This is a genomic window from Niastella populi (genome assembly GCF_002078015.1).
Lineage (GTDB): Bacteria > Bacteroidota > Bacteroidia > Chitinophagales > Chitinophagaceae > Niastella > Niastella populi.
Genome location: NZ_LWBP01000207.1, coordinates 51,143 through 69,651, shown reverse-complemented (window position 1 = coordinate 69,651; position 18,509 = coordinate 51,143). Strand labels below are relative to the sequence as shown.

The 18,509-nt window shown below is 46.5% G+C and carries 17 protein-coding genes; 3 read left to right on the top strand and 14 right to left on the bottom strand.

All coding sequences use genetic code 11. The features are described from left to right. Positions 1-123 precede the first annotated feature (123 nt). The 9 genes from A4R26_RS25235 to A4R26_RS25195 all read right to left on the bottom strand — a co-directional run bounded on the left by A4R26_RS25235 (position 124) and on the right by A4R26_RS25195 (position 9,608). On the bottom strand, positions 124-768 hold the full coding sequence (locus A4R26_RS25235; protein WP_081169310.1) for an HD domain-containing protein: 645 nt from the start codon (positions 766-768) through the stop codon (positions 124-126). A 7-nt stretch (positions 769-775) separates the two neighbouring features. Continuing rightward, entirely contained in the window at positions 776-2,551 is a 1,776-nt protein-coding gene (locus A4R26_RS25230; protein WP_081169309.1) for an amino acid permease, read from the bottom strand. Between the two features lie 169 nt (positions 2,552-2,720). Further along, positions 2,721-3,686 carry a polyprenyl synthetase family protein gene (locus tag A4R26_RS25225; RefSeq protein ID WP_081169308.1) on the bottom strand — a complete coding sequence of 322 codons (966 nt, stop codon included), beginning with the start codon at positions 3,684-3,686 and terminating at the stop codon, positions 2,721-2,723. Between the two features lie 123 nt (positions 3,687-3,809). After that, positions 3,810-5,864, bottom strand: a complete 2,055-nt coding sequence (gene rnr, locus A4R26_RS25220; RefSeq protein WP_081169307.1) for a ribonuclease R — start codon at positions 5,862-5,864, stop codon at positions 3,810-3,812. A 9-nt stretch (positions 5,865-5,873) separates the two neighbouring features. Then, positions 5,874-6,950, bottom strand: a complete 1,077-nt coding sequence (gene lpxK / locus A4R26_RS25215; protein WP_081169306.1) for a tetraacyldisaccharide 4'-kinase — start codon at positions 6,948-6,950, stop codon at positions 5,874-5,876. Next, positions 6,940-7,509: a 5-formyltetrahydrofolate cyclo-ligase gene (locus A4R26_RS25210; RefSeq protein ID WP_165760407.1), complete on the bottom strand. Its 570-nt coding sequence runs from the start codon at positions 7,507-7,509 to the stop codon at positions 6,940-6,942. The genes lpxK and A4R26_RS25210 overlap by 11 nt, the downstream gene beginning before the upstream one ends. Next, entirely contained in the window at positions 7,506-8,135 is a 630-nt protein-coding gene (gene bioD, locus A4R26_RS25205; RefSeq protein ID WP_081169304.1) for a dethiobiotin synthase, read from the bottom strand. The genes A4R26_RS25210 and bioD overlap by 4 nt, the downstream gene beginning before the upstream one ends. 82 nt (positions 8,136-8,217) lie before the next feature. Then, positions 8,218-8,766 carry an RsmD family RNA methyltransferase gene (locus A4R26_RS25200; RefSeq protein ID WP_081169303.1) on the bottom strand — a complete coding sequence of 183 codons (549 nt, stop codon included), beginning with the start codon at positions 8,764-8,766 and terminating at the stop codon, positions 8,218-8,220. After that, positions 8,757-9,608, bottom strand: a complete 852-nt coding sequence (locus A4R26_RS25195; protein WP_081169302.1) for a DUF3822 family protein — start codon at positions 9,606-9,608, stop codon at positions 8,757-8,759. Before A4R26_RS25195 ends, A4R26_RS25200 begins: the two co-directional genes overlap by 10 nt. A 122-nt stretch (positions 9,609-9,730) precedes the next feature. On the opposite strand from A4R26_RS25195, the gene A4R26_RS25190 reads away from it, so the two are divergent. Then, a complete protein-coding gene (locus A4R26_RS25190; RefSeq protein WP_081169301.1) occupies positions 9,731-11,143 on the top strand; it encodes an MATE family efflux transporter in 1,413 nt (470 codons plus the stop codon). Positions 11,144-11,232: 89 nt separating this feature from the next. Here A4R26_RS25190 and A4R26_RS25185 read toward each other — a convergent pair whose 3' ends face one another. The 5 genes from A4R26_RS25185 to A4R26_RS25165 all read right to left on the bottom strand — a co-directional run bounded on the left by A4R26_RS25185 (position 11,233) and on the right by A4R26_RS25165 (position 15,634). After that, positions 11,233-11,997: a tetratricopeptide repeat protein gene (locus A4R26_RS25185; RefSeq protein ID WP_081169300.1), complete on the bottom strand. Its 765-nt coding sequence runs from the start codon at positions 11,995-11,997 to the stop codon at positions 11,233-11,235. Next, complete coding sequence (locus A4R26_RS25180; RefSeq protein WP_081169299.1) at positions 11,990-12,349, bottom strand: dihydroneopterin aldolase; 360 nt, start codon at positions 12,347-12,349, stop codon at positions 11,990-11,992. Before A4R26_RS25180 ends, A4R26_RS25185 begins: the two co-directional genes overlap by 8 nt. A gap of 281 nt (positions 12,350-12,630) precedes the next feature. Continuing rightward, a complete protein-coding gene (trxB, locus tag A4R26_RS25175; protein ID WP_081169298.1) occupies positions 12,631-13,569 on the bottom strand; it encodes a thioredoxin-disulfide reductase in 939 nt (312 codons plus the stop codon). A 189-nt stretch (positions 13,570-13,758) separates the two neighbouring features. Beyond that, positions 13,759-14,649 carry a DUF4249 family protein gene (locus A4R26_RS25170; RefSeq protein WP_081169311.1) on the bottom strand — a complete coding sequence of 297 codons (891 nt, stop codon included), beginning with the start codon at positions 14,647-14,649 and terminating at the stop codon, positions 13,759-13,761. Between the two features lie 127 nt (positions 14,650-14,776). Beyond that, a complete protein-coding gene (locus A4R26_RS25165) occupies positions 14,777-15,634 on the bottom strand; it encodes a sigma-70 family RNA polymerase sigma factor (RefSeq protein ID WP_014217201.1) in 858 nt (285 codons plus the stop codon). A 430-nt stretch (positions 15,635-16,064) separates the two neighbouring features. On the opposite strand from A4R26_RS25165, the gene A4R26_RS25155 reads away from it, so the two are divergent. Both A4R26_RS25155 and A4R26_RS25150 read left to right on the top strand, forming a co-directional pair. After that, entirely contained in the window at positions 16,065-16,436 is a 372-nt protein-coding gene (locus A4R26_RS25155) for a BlaI/MecI/CopY family transcriptional regulator (RefSeq protein ID WP_081169296.1), read from the top strand. Continuing rightward, the gene (locus tag A4R26_RS25150; RefSeq protein WP_081169295.1) at positions 16,433-18,508 is read left to right on the top strand and encodes an N-acetylmuramoyl-L-alanine amidase; all 2,076 of its coding nucleotides are present in this window, start codon (positions 16,433-16,435) and stop codon (positions 18,506-18,508) included. The genes A4R26_RS25155 and A4R26_RS25150 overlap by 4 nt, the downstream gene beginning before the upstream one ends. Position 18,509 lies beyond the last annotated feature (1 nt).

Below are 18,509 nucleotides of genomic sequence, written 5' to 3'. Positions count from 1 at the left end.
CATATGAAAAAGGTACTCCACCATATGAAAATGATACGCGCTCAACTCGTTTTGACATCATAGTTAATTCCGTACAAGTTGATTTTCAATAACTTTCACTATTTCGTTTCCTTTCAGGGCATGTTAACCGCCGCTTAAATTGCCCAACTCCCACGCCATATTCTCCCTGGCTGTACGCTCATAATTTTCTCTAAAAACCGGGGTTTGAAAGATATGGCCGGCCTGCAGGCAATGTTCTAAAAACTGCTTTCTGCCGGCATTATACAGCTTATCGGGATAAATGCGGTACTCGCGACGCACCTGCCGGGTATATGCTTCATACGCATCCCGGGGAGCGCCGAGGATGCTCATATCAAAGTCGAGGAATAACTGCAGATCGCCCACATGGGTAACCGCCGCCGTTACGGCATGCGTTTGCGTGGCTTCTATGTAAAGTTTAACCTGTTCAATTGCAGCGGCAGGCACCTGTAAGTCCTTTAACCGTTTTACCGCCACCTGAGCACTGCGGAACTCATTGTCTTTTCGCAGCACGTTATAAATGATATCGTGATAGAAAACGGCAAAGGCCACCACATCGGGTTCCATTAACTGACCGGCATAGCGCCCGCAAAATTGCAGCAGGGCCGCAATGTGATGCAGGTTGTGATAATGCCTGCGGGTGGAGGTATACTTCTTTTCTATTTCCGTATAAAACCGGGCGGTGAGGGTGCGGTCGTTACAGTACCGCGCGGTGAGTTCATCCCAAACCTGGCGGAGTGTATCAGGCATGCCTGGCCTATGCTCCGGCTCCTGCCAACCTGCTTTTTCTGTAGCCATAGAAAATATAAATGATGAGCCCCAAACCTAACCAGCCGAGGAACCAGGCCCAGTTGCTTTTTGTCATACCCGTTAACAGGTATAAACAGGTGGTTACCCCCATCAATGGTATTAAGGAGTATTTTTTTACGAGGGAAAGTATCGCCAGTACGATGGCCGATAACCAGAAAACAATGAGTGAGATATTGGGCGTGGCAAGGTCCATAAAACTTACCTTGTTTGTGGTGTAATCGGCATTGCCGGAATAATCAAAATCGAACATACCCGTAAAATAACCCGGCGACGCCAACGCCAAAATAACGATAGCCGCCAAAATCAGCAGCGGAAAAATAAACTGCGCATTGATATAGGGCATGTTGAAACGGCCGGGCACTTTCTCCTTTCGTGGTATCAGCAATACGCCGCCGCACACCAGTACAAACGCAAACAGGGTGGCAATACTGGTAAAGTCGAGCACGAATGATTTATCGGTGAACAGGATGGGCAGTCCCACTACCAAACCGGTTATTATGGTTGAAAAAGAAGGGGTATTGTATTTCTTATGGATCTTCTGAAACACGTGTGGCAACAACCCGTCGCGGCTCATGCTCATCCAGATGCGCGGCTGTCCCATCTGGAACACCAGCAGCACGCTCGTCATGGCAACCACGGCAATAACCGATACGAGCATCTGCATCCAGCCTACGTTCTTTACTTCAAAGATCTTTGCAAGCGGATCGCCTACATTTTCAAATTGTTTATAGTGCACCACACCGGTCAGCACCAATGCAAGCAGAATGTAAACGATGGTGCAGATCACCAGTGAATACGTCATACCGCGGGGCAGATCGCGTTGTGGGTTTTTGCTTTCTTCGGCCAGCACACTCACGGCATCGAAACCAATATAGGCGAAGAACACACCCGATACCGCAGCCATTACGCCGCTAAACCCGTTAGGCATAAATGATTTTGTGCCCGCATCATTCACCGGCATCCAGTTGGCCGGGTCGATGTAATAAGCGCCCACAATGATCACCAGCGCAACGGCAGCCAGCTTCAGCACCACCATGGCATTGCTGAAATTGCGCGATTCTTTTATTCCAATATACACCAGCGTTGTGATAAACAGGTTAATGATCAGTGCCGGCAGATCGAAGATGATCTTCAGCGAACCCACGACCGGACTGTTATTCCATGCGTTCAGCAGTTCTGCATTGGCCTGGTTCTTTACAAACTCAAGCTGTTCGGCTGAGGTTTGGGACGTATAGTTAAGGAATGTTTTCTTCGCTTCGAGGTAACTGGTGGTAAGGTAATCGGGGATGTGAACGTTTATTTTATGCAGAAAAGAAGTGAAATAATCACTCCACGAAAACGCCACATAAATATTCCCGATCGAATATTCCATGATGAGCGCCCAGCCAATGATCCAGGCAAACAACTCGCCAAAGGAGGCGTAAGCATATGTATAAGCGCTTCCGGCTACCGGAATACGGCTGGCAAATTCTGAATAACAAAAAGCGGTAAACGCACAGGCGATACCGCACATAACAAATAATATTACCACACCCGGTCCGCCCTTGAAACAGGCATCGCCGAGGCTGCTGAAGCTGCCTGCCCCAATAATGGCGGCAATGCCGAAAAAGGTAAGGTCCCGCACATTCAACACCCGCTTCAACCCGGAACTTCCATGACCGTCATCGCTTCCTTCTTTTAAAATAGATTCAATTTTTTTTGTGCGAAACAAAGAGTTTGGCATACCGGGGATAAATTTAGGGCCGGAAATTACCTAAAAATATCGAATGCTGAATGTCGAACATCCAATGTAGAAGTGAACTAACCTATTTACTTAATACTAATCATTTTTATAAAATTCCGGCAATTTTCCCTTCGAAATTCAAAATTGGACGTTCGAAATTCAATATTATTTAATGTTCTCTCTGTACCAGGAACTGTGCTAACTGCCTCAATGGCTCTTTCCGTACCATTACCACCGCCATTTCCTCGAGGTGTTCGAAGGCTTCGTTCATGTATTTTTCCTTTAAGCCGGCCGCCCAATTTTTAACCCCACAATCATCGAAAACCGATAAAACGCGGGCTACCTTGTCTTCCGGGTTTTCCCGCATCAGCCGTTTCAATTCTTTCAACTGGGCGGGGTTGGCCGATTCAAGCGCCTTGATCATTAAGAACGTCTTTTTATTCGCCATGATATCGCCGCCGGGTTGTTTACCGAATTTCGCGGGATCGCCATAGGCATCGAGATAATCATCCTGGATCTGGAACGCGATGCCGAGGTTGCGGCCAAAAGCGTATATATGTTGCTGATTATTTGTTGAAGCCCCGCCGAGAATGGCGCCGAGCTGTAAACTGGCGGCCAGCAACACCGAGGTCTTTAATTCTATCATGCGGATGTATTCATCCATTTTCACCGTTTCCTGCTTTTCGAAATCCATATCGAGCTGCTGCCCTTCGCACACTTCTTTGGCGGTGCGGTTGAACAGGCTGATCACCTGGTGCAGGTAACCGGTGCTTATTTTATTGAGATAATCATACGCGACAATAAGCATTACATCGCCCGAGAGCAGGGCGGTTGATTCGCCATATTTTGCATGAACCGTTGGCTGGTTGCGGCGCAGGGGCGCCTTATCCATTATGTCGTCGTGAATGAGGGTGAAATTATGAAACAGTTCTATGGCGGCGGCTACCGGCCATGCGTCTTTGCTTATTTCATCGAACAGTTCATTACCCATTAAACACATTACGGGCCGTACCCGCTTTCCGCCGAGGCTCAGGAAATATTCATCGGCTTCGTATAAGGTGGCAGGCTCTTTTGGGAAGTGCCGGATGTTGAAATATTCAGTGAACTGTTTTGATAACTCCTGAAAGCTTTGCATATACTTTGTTAGAATACGGTATTTGATTTGGGATTTTGAGATTTTGAGATTTTTGATTTTGGGATTTATCAGAGGGCAAAAACCAAATGAAATCTCAAAATCTCTACATCTCAAAATCAGCAATTACTTCCCCTTCTTCTTCGGACTCCGGCCTTTACTTTTCGGTTTTGGCACCGGGTATGGCCGCTTCGCGCCTTTCGCTTCGCCCTGTTCTTCTTTCAGGCTCGAAGTGATCACCCACTCATAATCAAGCTGGCGTTTGGTAAGGTTGGCGGCAACCACTTTAATGCGCACCTTATCGCCCATGGCGAATTTGCGCCCGCTGCGCATGCCTACCAGGCTGTAATCGCTTTCTATATGGCGGAAGTCATCGTAGTCGAGCAGGCTGTTGATGCTTACCAGGCCTTCGCATTTATGTTCGATGGTCTCTACCCAAAAACCAAAAGCAGCCACACCGCTGATCACACCTTCAAATTCCTCACCGAGGAATTCTTTCATGTACTCAACCTGTTTGTATTTGTTGGCAGCCCGCTCCGCTTCCATGGCCGAGCGTTCTTTTTCACTGCAGTGTTTACATTTCGCTTCCAGTTTCTTTTCCGGCTCCACACTGCCTTTCAGCACATCGTGTAAAATGCGATGCACCAATACATCGGGATAACGGCGAATGGGCGATGTAAAATGGCAATAATGTTTAAAGCCGAGGCCATAGTGACCAATATTCTCGGTAGTATAAATGGCCTTCGCCATGGTGCGGATACCCAGTTGCTCAAGCACATGCTGTTCGGGTTTGCCCTGTACATCCTGCAGCATCTGGTTGAACGATTCCGCAATGCCTTCGGGCGTCTTGGTATCGAACGTATGCCCGTATTTTTTGGCAAACTCAACAAACGGCAACAGCTTCATTTCATCGGGCGTATCGTGCACGCGGTATGGGAAAGGAAGGTCTTTCTTATTCACTTTTACGCGGCCTACGTTCTCGGCTACCACGCGGTTGGCCAGCAACATGAACTCTTCGATGAGCTGATGCGCTTCCTTGCTTTCTTTTACCATGATGCCGATAGGTTTACCGGTTTCATCGAGTTTGAAGCGTACTTCCTGCGATGAGAAATTGATGGCGCCTTTGCTGAACCGCTGCGCGCGGAACTGTTGGGCGAGCCGGTTCAGTAAAAATATTTCACCATGGTATAAGTCTTCGCCTTTTTCAATGATCTCCTGCACTTCTTCATAGGTGAAGCGGTGGTTCGAATGGATCACCGTTTTACCCAGCCAGTATTGTTTTATTTCACCGGTATCGGTGATCTGGAACACGGCGGAGAAAGTGAGTTTATCTTCATGCGGGCGCAGGGAGCACAATACGTTGGAAATGTGCTCGGGCAACATGGGCGCTACCCTGTCGGGCAGGTAAACCGATGTGGCGCGGTCGTATGCTTCTTTATCGAGCGCGGTATCGGGCTCAACATAATGGCTTACATCGGCAATGTGCACGCCTATTTCGTACAGCCCGTTCTTCAATAAGCGAATGCTTATGGCATCGTCAAAATCCTTCGCGTCAACGGGGTCGATGGTGAACGTAAGTACATCGCGGCAATCTCTTCTGAGATCGATCTCGTCCTGCGAAATGGTATCGGGGATGCGTGCGGCTTCTTCCAGTACATTCTCGGGAAAGAACAGCGGGAAGCCGTTCTCCATCAGAATTTCCTTCATGGCCATATCGCCTTCATTACCGGCATCCATTACCTGTACAACAGTGCCTACAGGTTTCTTTTGTTTTTCCCATTCGGTAATGCGTACGATAACGCGATCGTTATCTTTCGCACCGTTCAAAGCTGTATCGGGGATAAAGATATCCGGCATCGGCTTTTCGGTATCTGCGGTAAAAAAGGCGGCGTTTTTGCCGATCTCAATCTTACCAAGGAACTCCGTTTGTTTTCGTTGCAATACATCTACAACGGCGCCCTGCTGACGGCCGCTTTTTTTTGCGCCGCCAAACACCTGTACCCGTACGGTATCGCCGTGGAGGGCGGTGTTGAAGTCGTTGGGACGTACCAGTATATCATTGGGAAGGTTCTCAACTATTACATACCCGATGCCTGACCGGGTAATATCCAACACGCCTTTCAGCGTATTATGCGAAGAAGTTCCTTTTTTCTTTGTCTTCTTAGCTTGTTTCCTGCTCATTCAATCATTTTAATTCGTGATACTGAATTCAGTAATGAATTTACTGATAATATCAGTAAACTGATGCCCTTCATTAAAAAGGAATTGGATTTCAATGGGTATTACGTAGATGGGGTAATCTTGCAAGGTCTGTCCAAATTTTATAAGGCGAACGGCATCTTTTTCAGTAGTAAGTATAATTTTATTCTGTGTCTGAATGCTTTTAAACCGTTTCACGATATCGTTCCAGTCGTCGATGGAAAAAATATGGTGATCGCTGTACAATATTTCATAGTAAGCTTTGGTAGCATCCTGTAAATATTTTTTCAATGGCAACGGATTCGCAATACCACTTACCAGCAATACTTCGGTGCCTGTATGCAACGCAAGTTCCTGTTTTGTGATGATGTGGTATGGCAATCCATAGCGGATCGTAGTAAAGAACAACTGCTGATGCGGCAGCGGTTTTATTTCATTTTTAATAGCCAGTTTTTCTTCTTCCGGCAATAGCTGCGGGCATTTGGTTACCACTATCACGTGTGCCCGCTTGTATGAACCGCGTTCGTCGCGCAGATCGCCGGTAGGCAATGCCCAGTCGCGGGTAAAGAGGTTATCGTAATTGGTGAGAATGATGTTCAATCCTGCCCTGATGGCCCGGTGCTGAAAAGCGTCATCGAGGATGACCACTTTTGTTTCGGGCCGGTCGTGCAACAACTGCGGAATGGCCACTATCCGTTCTTCCCCCACGGCAATGCTAACATCGGGGAACTTGTTATGGAATTGCATGGGTTCATCACCAATATCGAGGGCGGTAGTGTTTTCACCGGCCAGGGCATACCCTTTTGTACGCCGTTTATACCCGCGGCTCAACACGGCCACCTTCATATCCTTATGCAAGTATTTTACCAGCCATTCCACCATGGGCGATTTCCCCGTTCCGCCTACGGAAAGGTTACCGATGCAGATAATTGGTAAATTAAACCCGGTTGACCTGAGGATCCCTTTGTCGTACAATCGGTTACGAATCCAGATCGCTGCACCATATAACAGGGAAAAGGGGAACAGCAGTATGCGGAAGGGTCGCAGCAACGGAGCATTAAAATTCATATATACGATGCGGTGTAATGCAAAAGTTTAAAGGTACATCAAATTCATCGATGTCCTCAATGTATTCTATTGCATCGAAAAATGAGAAACCGACCTTAATGGCATCGGGCCGGCATTGGGTAAGATAGCGGTCGTAATACCCTTTTCCGTAACCAACCCGGTAACCGCGCACATCGAATGCCAGCAGGGGCACAAAGATGAGATCGAGCTGTTTGGGCTGAACCGTTGCGCCGCCGATAGGCTCGAGTATGTTGAACCTGTTTTTGATGAATAAACCGTCTTTCTCCACCAGCACCGCCTCCATATCGAGCAGGTCTACATGAATTTTTGGCCAGGCCACCCGCATCATCATATGCTGTTCCTTCAGGATATCCTCACAGATGGATACGTCGAACTCATGCCGGCTTGCCAGCGGATTATACGACAGAAGATAATTTACCGGGGGAAGTTTGAGTGCTTTGAAGCCGGAAGCTATCAACATGGTCTGTTGTTGCCAATCTTCTTCCGGCAGGTTCATCCTGCGTTGTAAAAATTCTTTTCTAACGGTGCTTTTTATCATAATAATTCTTTCAACCGCTTTGTTATAGCGGTTGTCTGAGAGTTGATAAATGTCCCGTTTATATTTTCTGTCCAGGGAATCGATGCTATCCTGGGTAAGTTGCTCCATTTTACGATCTCTTCCTCATAATTGAGGTATTGGTCATTGAAAACCCAGCCGATCACCGGTATTTGCATCTCGCGACAAACGCGCGCCGTTAATAATGAGTGATTTATGCTCCCCAGGTAATTGCGACTGACCAGAATTACTTTAGCGCCCAGTTCTTTGATGAGGTCAGCCACAAATTGTGATTCGTTCAATGGTACCAATAATCCTCCCGCGCCTTCAATGAGTAAGGTACGATCATTTTGGGGAATTTTTTTACAAATCTTTGCAAGATCTATCGTTATTCCCTCCTCGCGGGCAGCAATATGTGGTGATGCGGGTTTTTTCAGCCGGTACACTTCAGGATGCACAACCGAACCTGTATCTTTTAACCAGTTTGCCACCCATTCGCTATCGGTTCCATCCTCAAAACCTGCCTGTACCGGTTTCCAGTAATCGGCATTCAGGGCTTTGGCGAGCATGGCGGAAACGAAGGTTTTTCCTATTCCTGTTCCTATGCCGGTAATGAAGATTCTCTCCATATTTTAACGGTGATTTAAGCTGTAAGCCTTACAGAAAAGACTTAACCTGCAGCCTTTCGGCTTAAAGCTTAGAGCTTATAGCTTATGGCTGTTCTTTATTTACAAAAATGCTAAAAATGGTGGTGCCGTAATTCCGTTCCGTAGCATACAGCGGATAGTTTTTGTAACTATTTCTTGGCGTATGTTCCAGCACAAACCAGCCGCCGGGTTGCAGCAATTGTTTTTCTACTATCAGCTTCGGTAAATCATCGATGGTGCCCAATGCATAGGGCGGACCGGCAAAGATAAAATTGAATTTATCGGTGCACTGGCCAATGAATTTGAACACATCCATTTTCACCACGTTGAAATTTTCGAGCTGAAGAGCGGCAGCCGTTTTTTTGATGAATTCGTACATCGCGGTATCCTTCTCCACTATGGTACAGGCGGCAGCTCCGCGTGATTTCAGTTCATAGCTGATGCTGCCGGTTCCGCCAAACAGATCGAGTGTATGTAAGGCAGTTATATCAAGATTATTCTGAATAATATTAAAAAGCCCTTCCTTGGCAATATCGGTAGTAGGCCGGGTATGCGGCATCTTACCCGGCGGATTGATCTTTCGGCCTCCTAACTCCCCTCCTATTATACGCATAATGCCATTTTCAAAAGCGGTGAAAAGTAGTGGTTGGGGTATGCAGCAAACGCCGCATCCATTTTAACGGATTCGGGCATACGGTCCCACTGAACCTGTAAGAAATATTTAAGCAGCTCCTGGTACAGGCGCGACTGTTCATCGAGCAAGCCGGAAACGATAAGTGTTACTTTATCCTGGTTAATATTGAAGCGGCTGCAGATGGCCAGCAGATAATACGATACATCATCGGGCGTTTGATACGCATAGGATTGCACCAGTTGGATCTTTTCGCCATTGAAAACCGCTACCAGGAACTGTTCGGCCCGCATAACCATTTTGATCACCTGCTCGTTGGGCGATGTTTGCATTTGCCCGTCGTTCAGCAACAGCGTATTATAGTGCCAGTAGTTGCCTGAAGCAAATTTCCGCTGCAGCAATGCATGTATTTCGCGGGGAACCCGGTATATATTGTACATTTTGAAACCGATCACTTTTTCGCTCAGCAGCAACCCCTTTTTTGCATTGCCGTAAACGATCTCCGTAACCGGCTGGTTCAATTCAATATGAAAAACCTTTTCGGGTAAAAAATTACTGTCGGTATAATTATAGATCACGAACGCCTCTTTGTACGCATCCTGCAGCAATTCGTCATTGGTAATGATCTCAAGCAGGTTCTCGAGCATCGTTTTACCAGGCGTATAATCGAGATTGTATTGCCGAAGCCCTACAAAACGCCGTTGGTCTTTATTGTAAATGACAAAGCTGAACATTTTTTCCCCTACTTCGATCAGCAACTGGCTGTTTCGAAGCTCTTCAGCATCCCTCATTTCCGGAACAATATCAAAGTTGGCCTTAAGCATAGTTGTCAAAAGCTGCAATGTTACTAAAAAAGATTCAAGTTACGGGTTTCAAGTTACAGGGATTTGGCACCCGGGCCATGTAAGAACTGTTACCGGTTAAACCGGCGCCTGATCAATGGGTCATGGACCATTCATCTTTGCCTTACACGAATACCGCGTATCTTTGCCACCCTTTTATGACCGCCTTATCTAAAAATACAGTATTCCAGGTAGAACTTTCGAACCGGCAGATCATTAAAATGGCTGCGCCCATCAGCTTCGCCATTTTAATACCACAAATCAATTTTGTTACCAATAATATTTTTTTAGGGCATTTTAATAAACAGGCACTGGCGGTTGCCGGCATAACCGGCGTGTATTATCTTATTTTTTCCGCCATCGGTTACGGCCTGAACAATGGCCTGCAGGCCCTGATCGCCCGCCGCGCCGGCGAAAACCGGCCCGAAGAGATCGGCAAACTGTTCAGCCAGGCGGTGTTCATCGGGCTTTCGATCGCTTTGCTGGGCATAGTGATCACCTATACCATTACGCCCCGCCTGTTCGGGTATTTCATAAATGATGCAGAACGGCTGCAGCAGGCTATTTCTTTCTGCCGCATTCGCATATGGGGACTGCCCTTTTTGTTTGTTTACCAGATGCGCAACGCCCTGCTGGTAGGCACCAATCAAAGCAGGTACCTGGTTGGCGGCGCCGTTGCCGAGGCCGTCACCAATATTGTGCTCGATTACCTGCTGATCTTCGGCAAAGCAGGCTTCCCGGCCATGGGGTTGAACGGAGCGGCCGTTGCTTCCATCATTGCCGAAATCGTAGGATTGCTGGTGGTTTACCTGGTGATCTGGCAAAAAGGCATCAGCAGCAATCTGCATTTATTTCAAAACTTCCGTTGGGATGGCTATAATTCGCGGCTTATATTCTCCATGAGCGCGCCCCTGATCTTCCAGCATGGCATCAGTATTATAAGCTGGGAATATTTCTTCCTGCTTATCGATGGCCATGGTGAAATTGCGCTTGGCGTTTCCAATACCATGCGTAATATCCTGGGTATGGCCGGGGTGGTTACCTGGGCTTTCGGTTCTACCACCAATGCTATGGTGAGCAATATTCTCGGACAGGGAAAACAGGAACAGGTGAACCCGCTGATCAATAAAATACTGCGGCTGAGCTTTGGTTCCGCCCTAATGATCGCCATTCTCATCAACCTGTTCCCCGGTTTTTTGTTTTCGGTGTATGGCCAGTCGGGCGAATTTGTTGAGCAGGCGGTGCCGGTAGTGCGGGTATTGTCGATAGCCATTATTCTAATGTCGTTTTCTGTGGTTTACCTGAATGCGGTTACCGGTTCGGGCAACAGCCGGGTGTCGCTGATGATAGAGATCTTCGCCATCATTTTTTACTGTATATATATTTACCTCACATTAGATAAATTCTTTTTATCGATCACTTATGGGTGGATGAGTGAGTGGTTGTACTGGACGTGTTTGTTCTTACCGTCGTTTTTGTATATACGAAGCGGGAAATGGAAAGGGAAGGTAATTTGATAATTCGATAATGTGATAATGGAATAATGGAATACAAAGACCAATTAGCTGATGTGCTGATGTGCTGATTATAAAAAGCCTGAATTAACCTACTTATACTCTTCAAGAAGTTTCTTCCCCTTTGCCTTTATACTGGCATCCTCGCCTATCTTGTTCGGCATTTTGAGCATGACCTCGAGGAACTCCCTGGCTTTTTTGTCATTTTCTTTCCGGTGCCAGGCCTTAGCCAGTTCGAGATAGTTCAATAAAAAGGAAGGATTGAGCTGGCGGCTTTTCTCAAAGTATTTGATGGCATCGTCGAGGCTGGCCTTAGGCAGCGCTTCGTAGGCAACTTTCACCAGCCATTTCTCCACGGAAGTAAGATCGCTTACTTCGTAATGCCATTTGGCCAGCACATGATAGCCTTTAAAATTATTGGGATCGAGGTGAATGCTTTTTTCGGAGTAGGTCTTTATATCCTTTACCGCTTTTATTTTTTCTTCGCCCGAGGAAGCCAGCGCCATACGGCCCATGGCAATTGCCATAACTACATTGGCATCGGAACTGTTGCCATTTACCTGTAATGCTTTTTGGGCATATGTACGGGCGTTACGGTAATATTCCTTTTGTTTGTCCTTTGTATGCTGATGTTTTCCTAAAATGCTGTATAATTCGCTTGTTTTGACGAGCGCGGTGAGGTTATTAGGCTGATGACGGAGAATATCGAGGTATTTCTGAAGCGCTTCGGGTTGTTTGAATGCGTTTTCGAGCTGTTGCGCATCCTTCAACAGCGTGTTGATATCCTGAGCATTGTTTTCGAATGGCAGGATCGACAAAAAAAGCAATAGCCCTATTGTACTTCCTATTTTACCCATCAAACTTCTTATGCAATGTAACGCCTATTTTTCCCTGAAAATTTTCTACAGGTGCGTCTAATTTATAGATAGAAAACCTTATTTCCGTACAAAAAGGATATTGGCGCCTGATGCTGCGGATGATATCATCTGCCACCTTTTCTAAAAGACCCGTTGGCACCCTCATTCGTTGCCTGACGATATCCAAAACTTCAACGTAGTTGATCGTATTTTTTAAATCATCAAATGTACTGTCGCCTTCTTCGTAGCAAACCTGTACACTGATCTCATAATTGCTGCCGGTTATTTTTTCACCTTCATATACCCCATGATACGCATGCAGCTTTACCTGATTCAATTCGATAACAACCATACTGGATATTTGTTTTGCTAAAACAATGCCACAAAAAAGCTAAACGCTAAATGCTTAACGCTAAACGCAAGTTACCGAAATGGCAGGCCTCACGACAAACGTAAAAAGCTAAACGCAGAAGGCAGAAAACCGCAAAATGCCAAACGCTGAACGCTTAACACCAGCTCCTGAAACGGTAAGCTCGCGTCAAATGTTCAGCGTTACGAAGCTCCGGAAGGAAAGTATACCGGAAATTCGGGCTCAGGCATTCAGCCTTAAGCGTTTAGCGCCTGGCGTTCAGCCTAAACGATTCCTTTTGCCGATAAATAGCGCTCTGCATCCAGCGCAGCCATACAACCGCTGCCGGCTGCAGTTACTGCCTGTCGATAGATCTTATCCTGTACATCGCCGGCCGCAAAAACGCCTTCGATATTCGTTTTTGAAGTACCGGGAATGGTTTTCAGGTAACCGGCCTCATCCATATCGAGCCATCCTTTAAAGATGTCGCTATTGGGTTGGTGACCAATTGCCACAAAAAATCCACTAATGGGGATTGTTTGCAACTCTCCCGTTTTTGTATTTTTTACCCGCACCGATTCTACCTTGTTCTCACCGAGGATCTCATCGGTATTCGTATTCCAGTAAACCTTTATATTGGGGGTGCGTTGCACCCGTTCCTGCATTACTTTGGATGCGCGCATTTCGCCGCGGCGAATGAACATATGTACCGTAGTACATAATTTCGACAAATAAAGGGCTTCTTCGGCTGCGGTATCACCGGCGCCTACGATCGCCACTTCCTTGCCACGGAAAAAGAAACCATCGCAAACGGCACAGGCGCTTACGCCAAAACCGTTCAGGCGTTGTTCACTTTCCAACCCAAGCCATTTGGCCGAGGCGCCGGTAGCAATGATCACCGAATCGGCTTCCACCAGTTTCTCTTCATCGATCCAAACCTTGAAAGGCGGCGCTGAAAAATCAACTTTTGTAGCGAGGCCATAACGAATATCGGCTCCCATCCGGGCAGCCTGTTTTTCAAAATGAACCATCATTTCAGGTCCCTGTACGCCATCGGGGTAACCGGGATAGTTCTCTACCTCGGTTGTAATGGTTAGCTGACCGCCGGGCTGAATACCCTGGTATAATACCGGTTTCATGTTTGCCCGCGCAGCATAAACAGCAGCGGTATACCCTGCCGGGCCGCTTCCAATAATCAGGCAATGTATTTTTTCGATTTCCATAATGCTATATCCTTCTATTCTAAAGAAAAGTTGACAAATTTACCAGAAAATGAGTTACAAAAATGATAAAGGCAAACTACCTGAATAGGGTGTGAATAAAGGCAGGTAACCGGTACCTGGTACCCATTAACAGGCAACCGGCAACTGAACAGCTTCTTTTTCAGGTATTATGCAACCGCCAGGCTGATTTTATTGAGGAATGACGATGGTTTTATATTGGGCAGCATACCCTCCAAAGTATCCCAGCCCGCCGCCCCGGATATTGCTCAGCACTTTATTGGGCGAGGCAAACGGGTTGCCGATATTGGCATAACTGTATTCCATGGTTCGCCAGAAGTCGTACGTGGCTTTATCGATATTACAATACTTCACTACCACGGAATCGCCATGATCGAAAAACGCATATTTCTCGAGGTTGATATCATTGTTGCGATCAACTCCTTTTTCAATTTGCAGGTCGTAGGTAGCGCCATCGGTAAGCTGATCGTCGAAAACCGAATTGAAACCGGGCAGGAACGGCCGCCCGCCGACCGATGTGTAATAACGGGTATAGTTTCCGAGTCCCGGCGGGTCAACAAACCTGCCCATTACCATCACTTTTACCGGATCGGGGTTATTGGGTGCATCTTCCCACCATAAAGAATCGAGTCTTTTGGTAAACTCGGGAATGGTGGTGGTGGCTGTGTATTCCCGCTCTTTGATTTTTACTGAAAGAAAGTATGTTTTACCCGGTTCACCCGTAAAAGCAGTGCCCAGGCTGGAAGAATCGGTTGCATAATAATACACGGTATACCCGCTGGCCACCGGCATATTATATTCTTTCAACTTATGGGTGCCGGAACCGTTTGAAATGGTTACCTCGGCATTCCGGAGAAAGGAACCTGCCAGCAGTTCGGGTGTTATCTGGCTGAAGTAATTCAGGCTTTCTGACAAAATAACCACCGGCCCTTTGCCATTTTCAATAGAAGCCTCCACAACTACAACAGGCTCCGAATCGTTTGGCCTGAACGTAACTGTTTTTTCGCAGGAAGAAATAAGCATCCCCAATGTTATGGCTACTACTACGAAACGCCTTCTCATTTTCACACCCGATAGCATTCAAATAACGAACCAGATGAGTGAATGTTCGCATAAACAAAACGCAAAGGGCAACAAAAAACCCCGGAAGGTGGTGCCAGCCGGGGTTCGTTTCTTTATAGTACTTACACTAACCTAAGTAAGCTTTTAATGCATTGCTGTAGCGCGCTTTCTGTAAACGTTTGATCGCTCTTTCCTTGATCTGGCGGATACGCTCTTTGGTAAGATCGTACTTCTGACCAATTTGCTCAATGGTTACTCCATTTTCACCATCAAGACCGAAATAAGCATTTACAATTTCAGCTTCGCGTGGGCTCAGCGATTTCAATACGCGGCGGATCTCGTTACGTAATGAATCTTTCATTACATCGTCATCCGTATCATCGCCACCTTCCAGCAGGTCGCCCATGGCCACGTCTTCTGCTTCGTGAACCGGAGCATCGAGCGACGTGTGACGGGTATTGCTTTGGAAAATGTTATTGATCTCGGTTTCGCTCATTTCAAGTAACTCGGCCAGCTCTTCAGTACTTGGCTCACGCTCATGTTCCTGTTCAAAAGCCATGTACGCTTTGTTAGCCTTGTTATAGGTGCCAATTTTGTTTTGAGGCAGGCGGACTAATCTGCCCTGCTCTGCCAACGCCTGTAAAATAGACTGGCGGATCCACCATACGGCGTATGAGATGAATTTAAAACCCTTGGTTTCATCGAAACGCTGGGCTGCTTTTATCAAACCGAGGTTGCCCTCGTTGATCAGATCGCTAAGAGAAAGACCCTGGTGCTGGTACTGCTTAGCCACAGATACCACGAAACGCAAGTTGGCCTGCACTAATTTATCCAATGCCTTTTGATCACCCATCTTGATCCGCTGGGCCAGTACTGTCTCCTCTTCGGGAGTGATCATCGGAATTTTTGAAATTTCCTGAAGATACTTTTCTACTGCCTGCGAATCTCGATTCGTAATCTGCGTTGCAATTTTGAGCTGTCTCATATCTACTTTATAAAAATGACTTTAATCGTCGATAATAAAATCGCCTTTCTGTTTATTTTTTAAGGGTACTATACTAACATCTGCAAGACTGACTATGTTCGGGGGAGGTTGCAAGTCAGGTGCTAATAACGTGTTAATCCATCCGGTACTGTCTGCAAAAGTAACACTCAATCTCGAAACCTCATAGCTTTTGTGGATAAAATCGAAGCCATAAAAGACAATAATTTATTAATAGCTGCCAACACATACATATTTACTATTATCACAATTCCCCAAATCGCCCGTCTGCACTGGTTATCACCCATTATTAGTACGTTTTCAGGGCACGGCGTAACCATCTTCAAAAAAATGTTGAAAAAAATCAAGCCGGCAATCAATAAACTAAATATTTAGTTATACATTTGATCACACAACTAAATCATTAGTTATAATGAAGTCCCTTACAAAAGCTGAAGAACAGGTAATGCAGATCCTGTGGCTGTTAAAACAAGGTTTTCTGAAAGACATCCTCGACAAAATGCCTGAGCCCAAACCCCACTCGAACACGGTGGCCACTATTCTAAAGATCCTGATAGACAAAGGATTTGTAAGTTTTGAAGTAATGGGCCGCAACAACCTGTACAAACCGGCGGTAAGCAAGGCCGAGTACGGTAAAAAAAGCATCAACCAGCTGGTAAAAGGATATTTCGAAAACTCGCCGGCCAAGCTGTTATCCCATTTTGTGAACGAGAACAAACTCAGCAAGGAAGACCTGGAGGCTTTACTTGAACAAATCAAAAACGCCAAAAACAATAACCAATGACCTTATTGCTGTACCTGGGAAAAGTTACGCTGTGCTCCGGCATTCTGCTGGGCTACTACTGGCTTTTTTTGAGAAATAAAAGGTTCCATCGTTACAACCGGTTCTACCTGCAGGCAACCATGCTGGTTTCGGTAGTGTTGCCTTTTTTGAGAATTCCGGTCCTGTATAAACCGCAAAACGCTGTAAACCAGGCGGTATATGAAACCATTGAGGTGCTCACCGTAAATTATGGCGAAGAAGAGGGAATGGGTTCGGGCCCCGGCAGGGTGGCCTCCCTGTTTACCATCGAAAATGCCCTGTACATTTTATATGCCCTGGGTATCGTTGCGCTGCTTTGGATGCTGGTAAGGTCATTAATATATATAAGGAGAATTTCAAAACAATACCCCTTTGAGCGCGTGAGCGGGCTGAAATTCTTTACCACCCGCGAGCCGGGAACGCCTTTCTCGTTTTTCCGCTCCATATTCTGGAACCACGAGCTCCCATTCAACAGTCATGACGGTCAGCAGATCTTCCGCCACGAACTGTTCCATGTACAGCAAAAACATTCAACCGATATTATTTTAACCGAGATCGTGACGGCCTTTTTCTGGTTCAACCCCTTCTTCCATATCCTTAAAAGGGAATTGAAGGCCATTCACGAATTCCTGGCCGATCAATACGCCATCTCAGATAACGACCGCTATGCGTATGCCGAACTGCTTGTTATGCAAACACTCAAAGCCAATCATATACCTATAACCAACCATTTTTTTCAAAACCATATCAAAAGACGTATTGCCATGATCACACACAAGCAATCTTCCCGGTACAGCTATGGCAGCCGCCTGATGGCCCTGCCGCTGCTGGCGCTCCTTTTCTGCACCGTTGCCCTGTATGCCCAACGATCGGCCAATGGTGGCAGAACCATTTATTACAACGGGCCCGAAAAAGCGCCTGTTACAGTTATCATCGACGCGGGCCATGGCGGTAAAGATGCCGGCGCGTACAGCACAAACGGAAACGTAAAAGAGAAAGACCTCACATTACAAATAAGCCAGAAGATACAGCAACTGGCCCCGCAGTACAATGTGAACGTGGTTATGACCCGTACCGATGATAATTTGCCGGGCGGCGGAACCGATATCAATAATGGCCTGCGGGCCCGTACCGAACTTGCCCAAAAGGTAAACCCCGATATGTATATCTCTATACATATATCGCATAGCGACAACAAAGGTCCTTACAGTGGGTTTGAAGTATGGGTATCGAACAAGGACAATGAACGCACTAACAGATCAAAACACCTGGGCGCCGCGCTTACACAGGAACTGAGCACGCTTTACAAAACCGAGAAGACCTTAAAGCAACGGACCACGAACATCTGGGTGCTGGAGCAAACACCCTGCCCCGCCGTTCTGATAGAATGCGGTTATATCGATAATGAAAAAGACCTGGCTTTTATATCCGGCAGCAGTAACCAGGAAACCATTGCCAAAAAGATCCTGGAAGGTATTGTGAACGCAAAGAACAAACCGGTGGCTGTTGTGCACTCTACCGCTACCGATCCTGTTTTTGAAGCCAATATGATGAAAGCGCCGGAAAGGGCAACAGCAGGAAGCAGTAACAAACAGGTGACCTATCAACAGCCAGCTTCATTTTACCAGGAAGCTCCCCAACCAACGTTACAAATACCTGCCATTGACCCTGCAGATCCTGTAATTAAAAAGCTGTCGTTACATTACTGCCGTAACCTGCGCTACCCTCAAACGGTACTAAGCAACAATGGCGAAGGGGTGGTAACCTTTTCCATTTCAGTTGACGCCAATGGCACCATCAGTAACTTTCAATTGTATGACCAGGCCCCAACTGCCGCAAAAGAAATTATACCAATTGTTGTCGTTGGCTATGGCGCCGGAGCAGCCACAACAACTGCAAAACTTTCGAAAGAAGAAGCCATAAAAACGCTGCAGGAAGAGGTTAAAAGAACGTCGGCAAAACAGGCCAGTTTATCGGGCCATACACCAGGCTCGACACAATACTTTATTCAGGTTACGTTCAAGGTTGATGCAAGGTCAACGGTCACCACTTAAA

Coding starts and splice junctions, on each gene's coding strand:
- trxB (WP_081169298.1), bottom strand. CDS start 13,569: ATGGAAATCGAAAAAATACATTGCCTGATTATTGGAAGCGGCCCGGCA.
- A4R26_RS25190 (WP_081169301.1), top strand. CDS start 9,731: ATGGACCATTCATCTTTGCCTTACACGAATACCGCGTATCTTTGCCAC.
- A4R26_RS25210 (WP_165760407.1), bottom strand. CDS start 7,509: ATGATAAAAAGCACCGTTAGAAAAGAATTTTTACAACGCAGGATGAAC.
- A4R26_RS25170 (WP_081169311.1), bottom strand. CDS start 14,649: ATGAGAAGGCGTTTCGTAGTAGTAGCCATAACATTGGGGATGCTTATT.
- A4R26_RS25235 (WP_081169310.1), bottom strand. CDS start 768: ATGCCTGATACACTCCGCCAGGTTTGGGATGAACTCACCGCGCGGTAC.
- A4R26_RS25165 (WP_014217201.1), bottom strand. CDS start 15,634: ATGAGACAGCTCAAAATTGCAACGCAGATTACGAATCGAGATTCGCAG.
- A4R26_RS25225 (WP_081169308.1), bottom strand. CDS start 3,686: ATGCAAAGCTTTCAGGAGTTATCAAAACAGTTCACTGAATATTTCAAC.
- rnr (WP_081169307.1), bottom strand. CDS start 5,864: ATGAGCAGGAAACAAGCTAAGAAGACAAAGAAAAAAGGAACTTCTTCG.
- A4R26_RS25155 (WP_081169296.1), top strand. CDS start 16,065: ATGAAGTCCCTTACAAAAGCTGAAGAACAGGTAATGCAGATCCTGTGG.
- A4R26_RS25200 (WP_081169303.1), bottom strand. CDS start 8,766: ATGCGTATAATAGGAGGGGAGTTAGGAGGCCGAAAGATCAATCCGCCG.
- A4R26_RS25150 (WP_081169295.1), top strand. CDS start 16,433: ATGACCTTATTGCTGTACCTGGGAAAAGTTACGCTGTGCTCCGGCATT.
- bioD (WP_081169304.1), bottom strand. CDS start 8,135: ATGGAGAGAATCTTCATTACCGGCATAGGAACAGGAATAGGAAAAACC.
- A4R26_RS25195 (WP_081169302.1), bottom strand. CDS start 9,608: ATGCTTAAGGCCAACTTTGATATTGTTCCGGAAATGAGGGATGCTGAA.
- A4R26_RS25230 (WP_081169309.1), bottom strand. CDS start 2,551: ATGCCAAACTCTTTGTTTCGCACAAAAAAAATTGAATCTATTTTAAAA.
- A4R26_RS25180 (WP_081169299.1), bottom strand. CDS start 12,349: ATGGTTGTTATCGAATTGAATCAGGTAAAGCTGCATGCGTATCATGGG.
- A4R26_RS25185 (WP_081169300.1), bottom strand. CDS start 11,997: ATGGGTAAAATAGGAAGTACAATAGGGCTATTGCTTTTTTTGTCGATC.
- lpxK (WP_081169306.1), bottom strand. CDS start 6,950: ATGAATTTTAATGCTCCGTTGCTGCGACCCTTCCGCATACTGCTGTTC.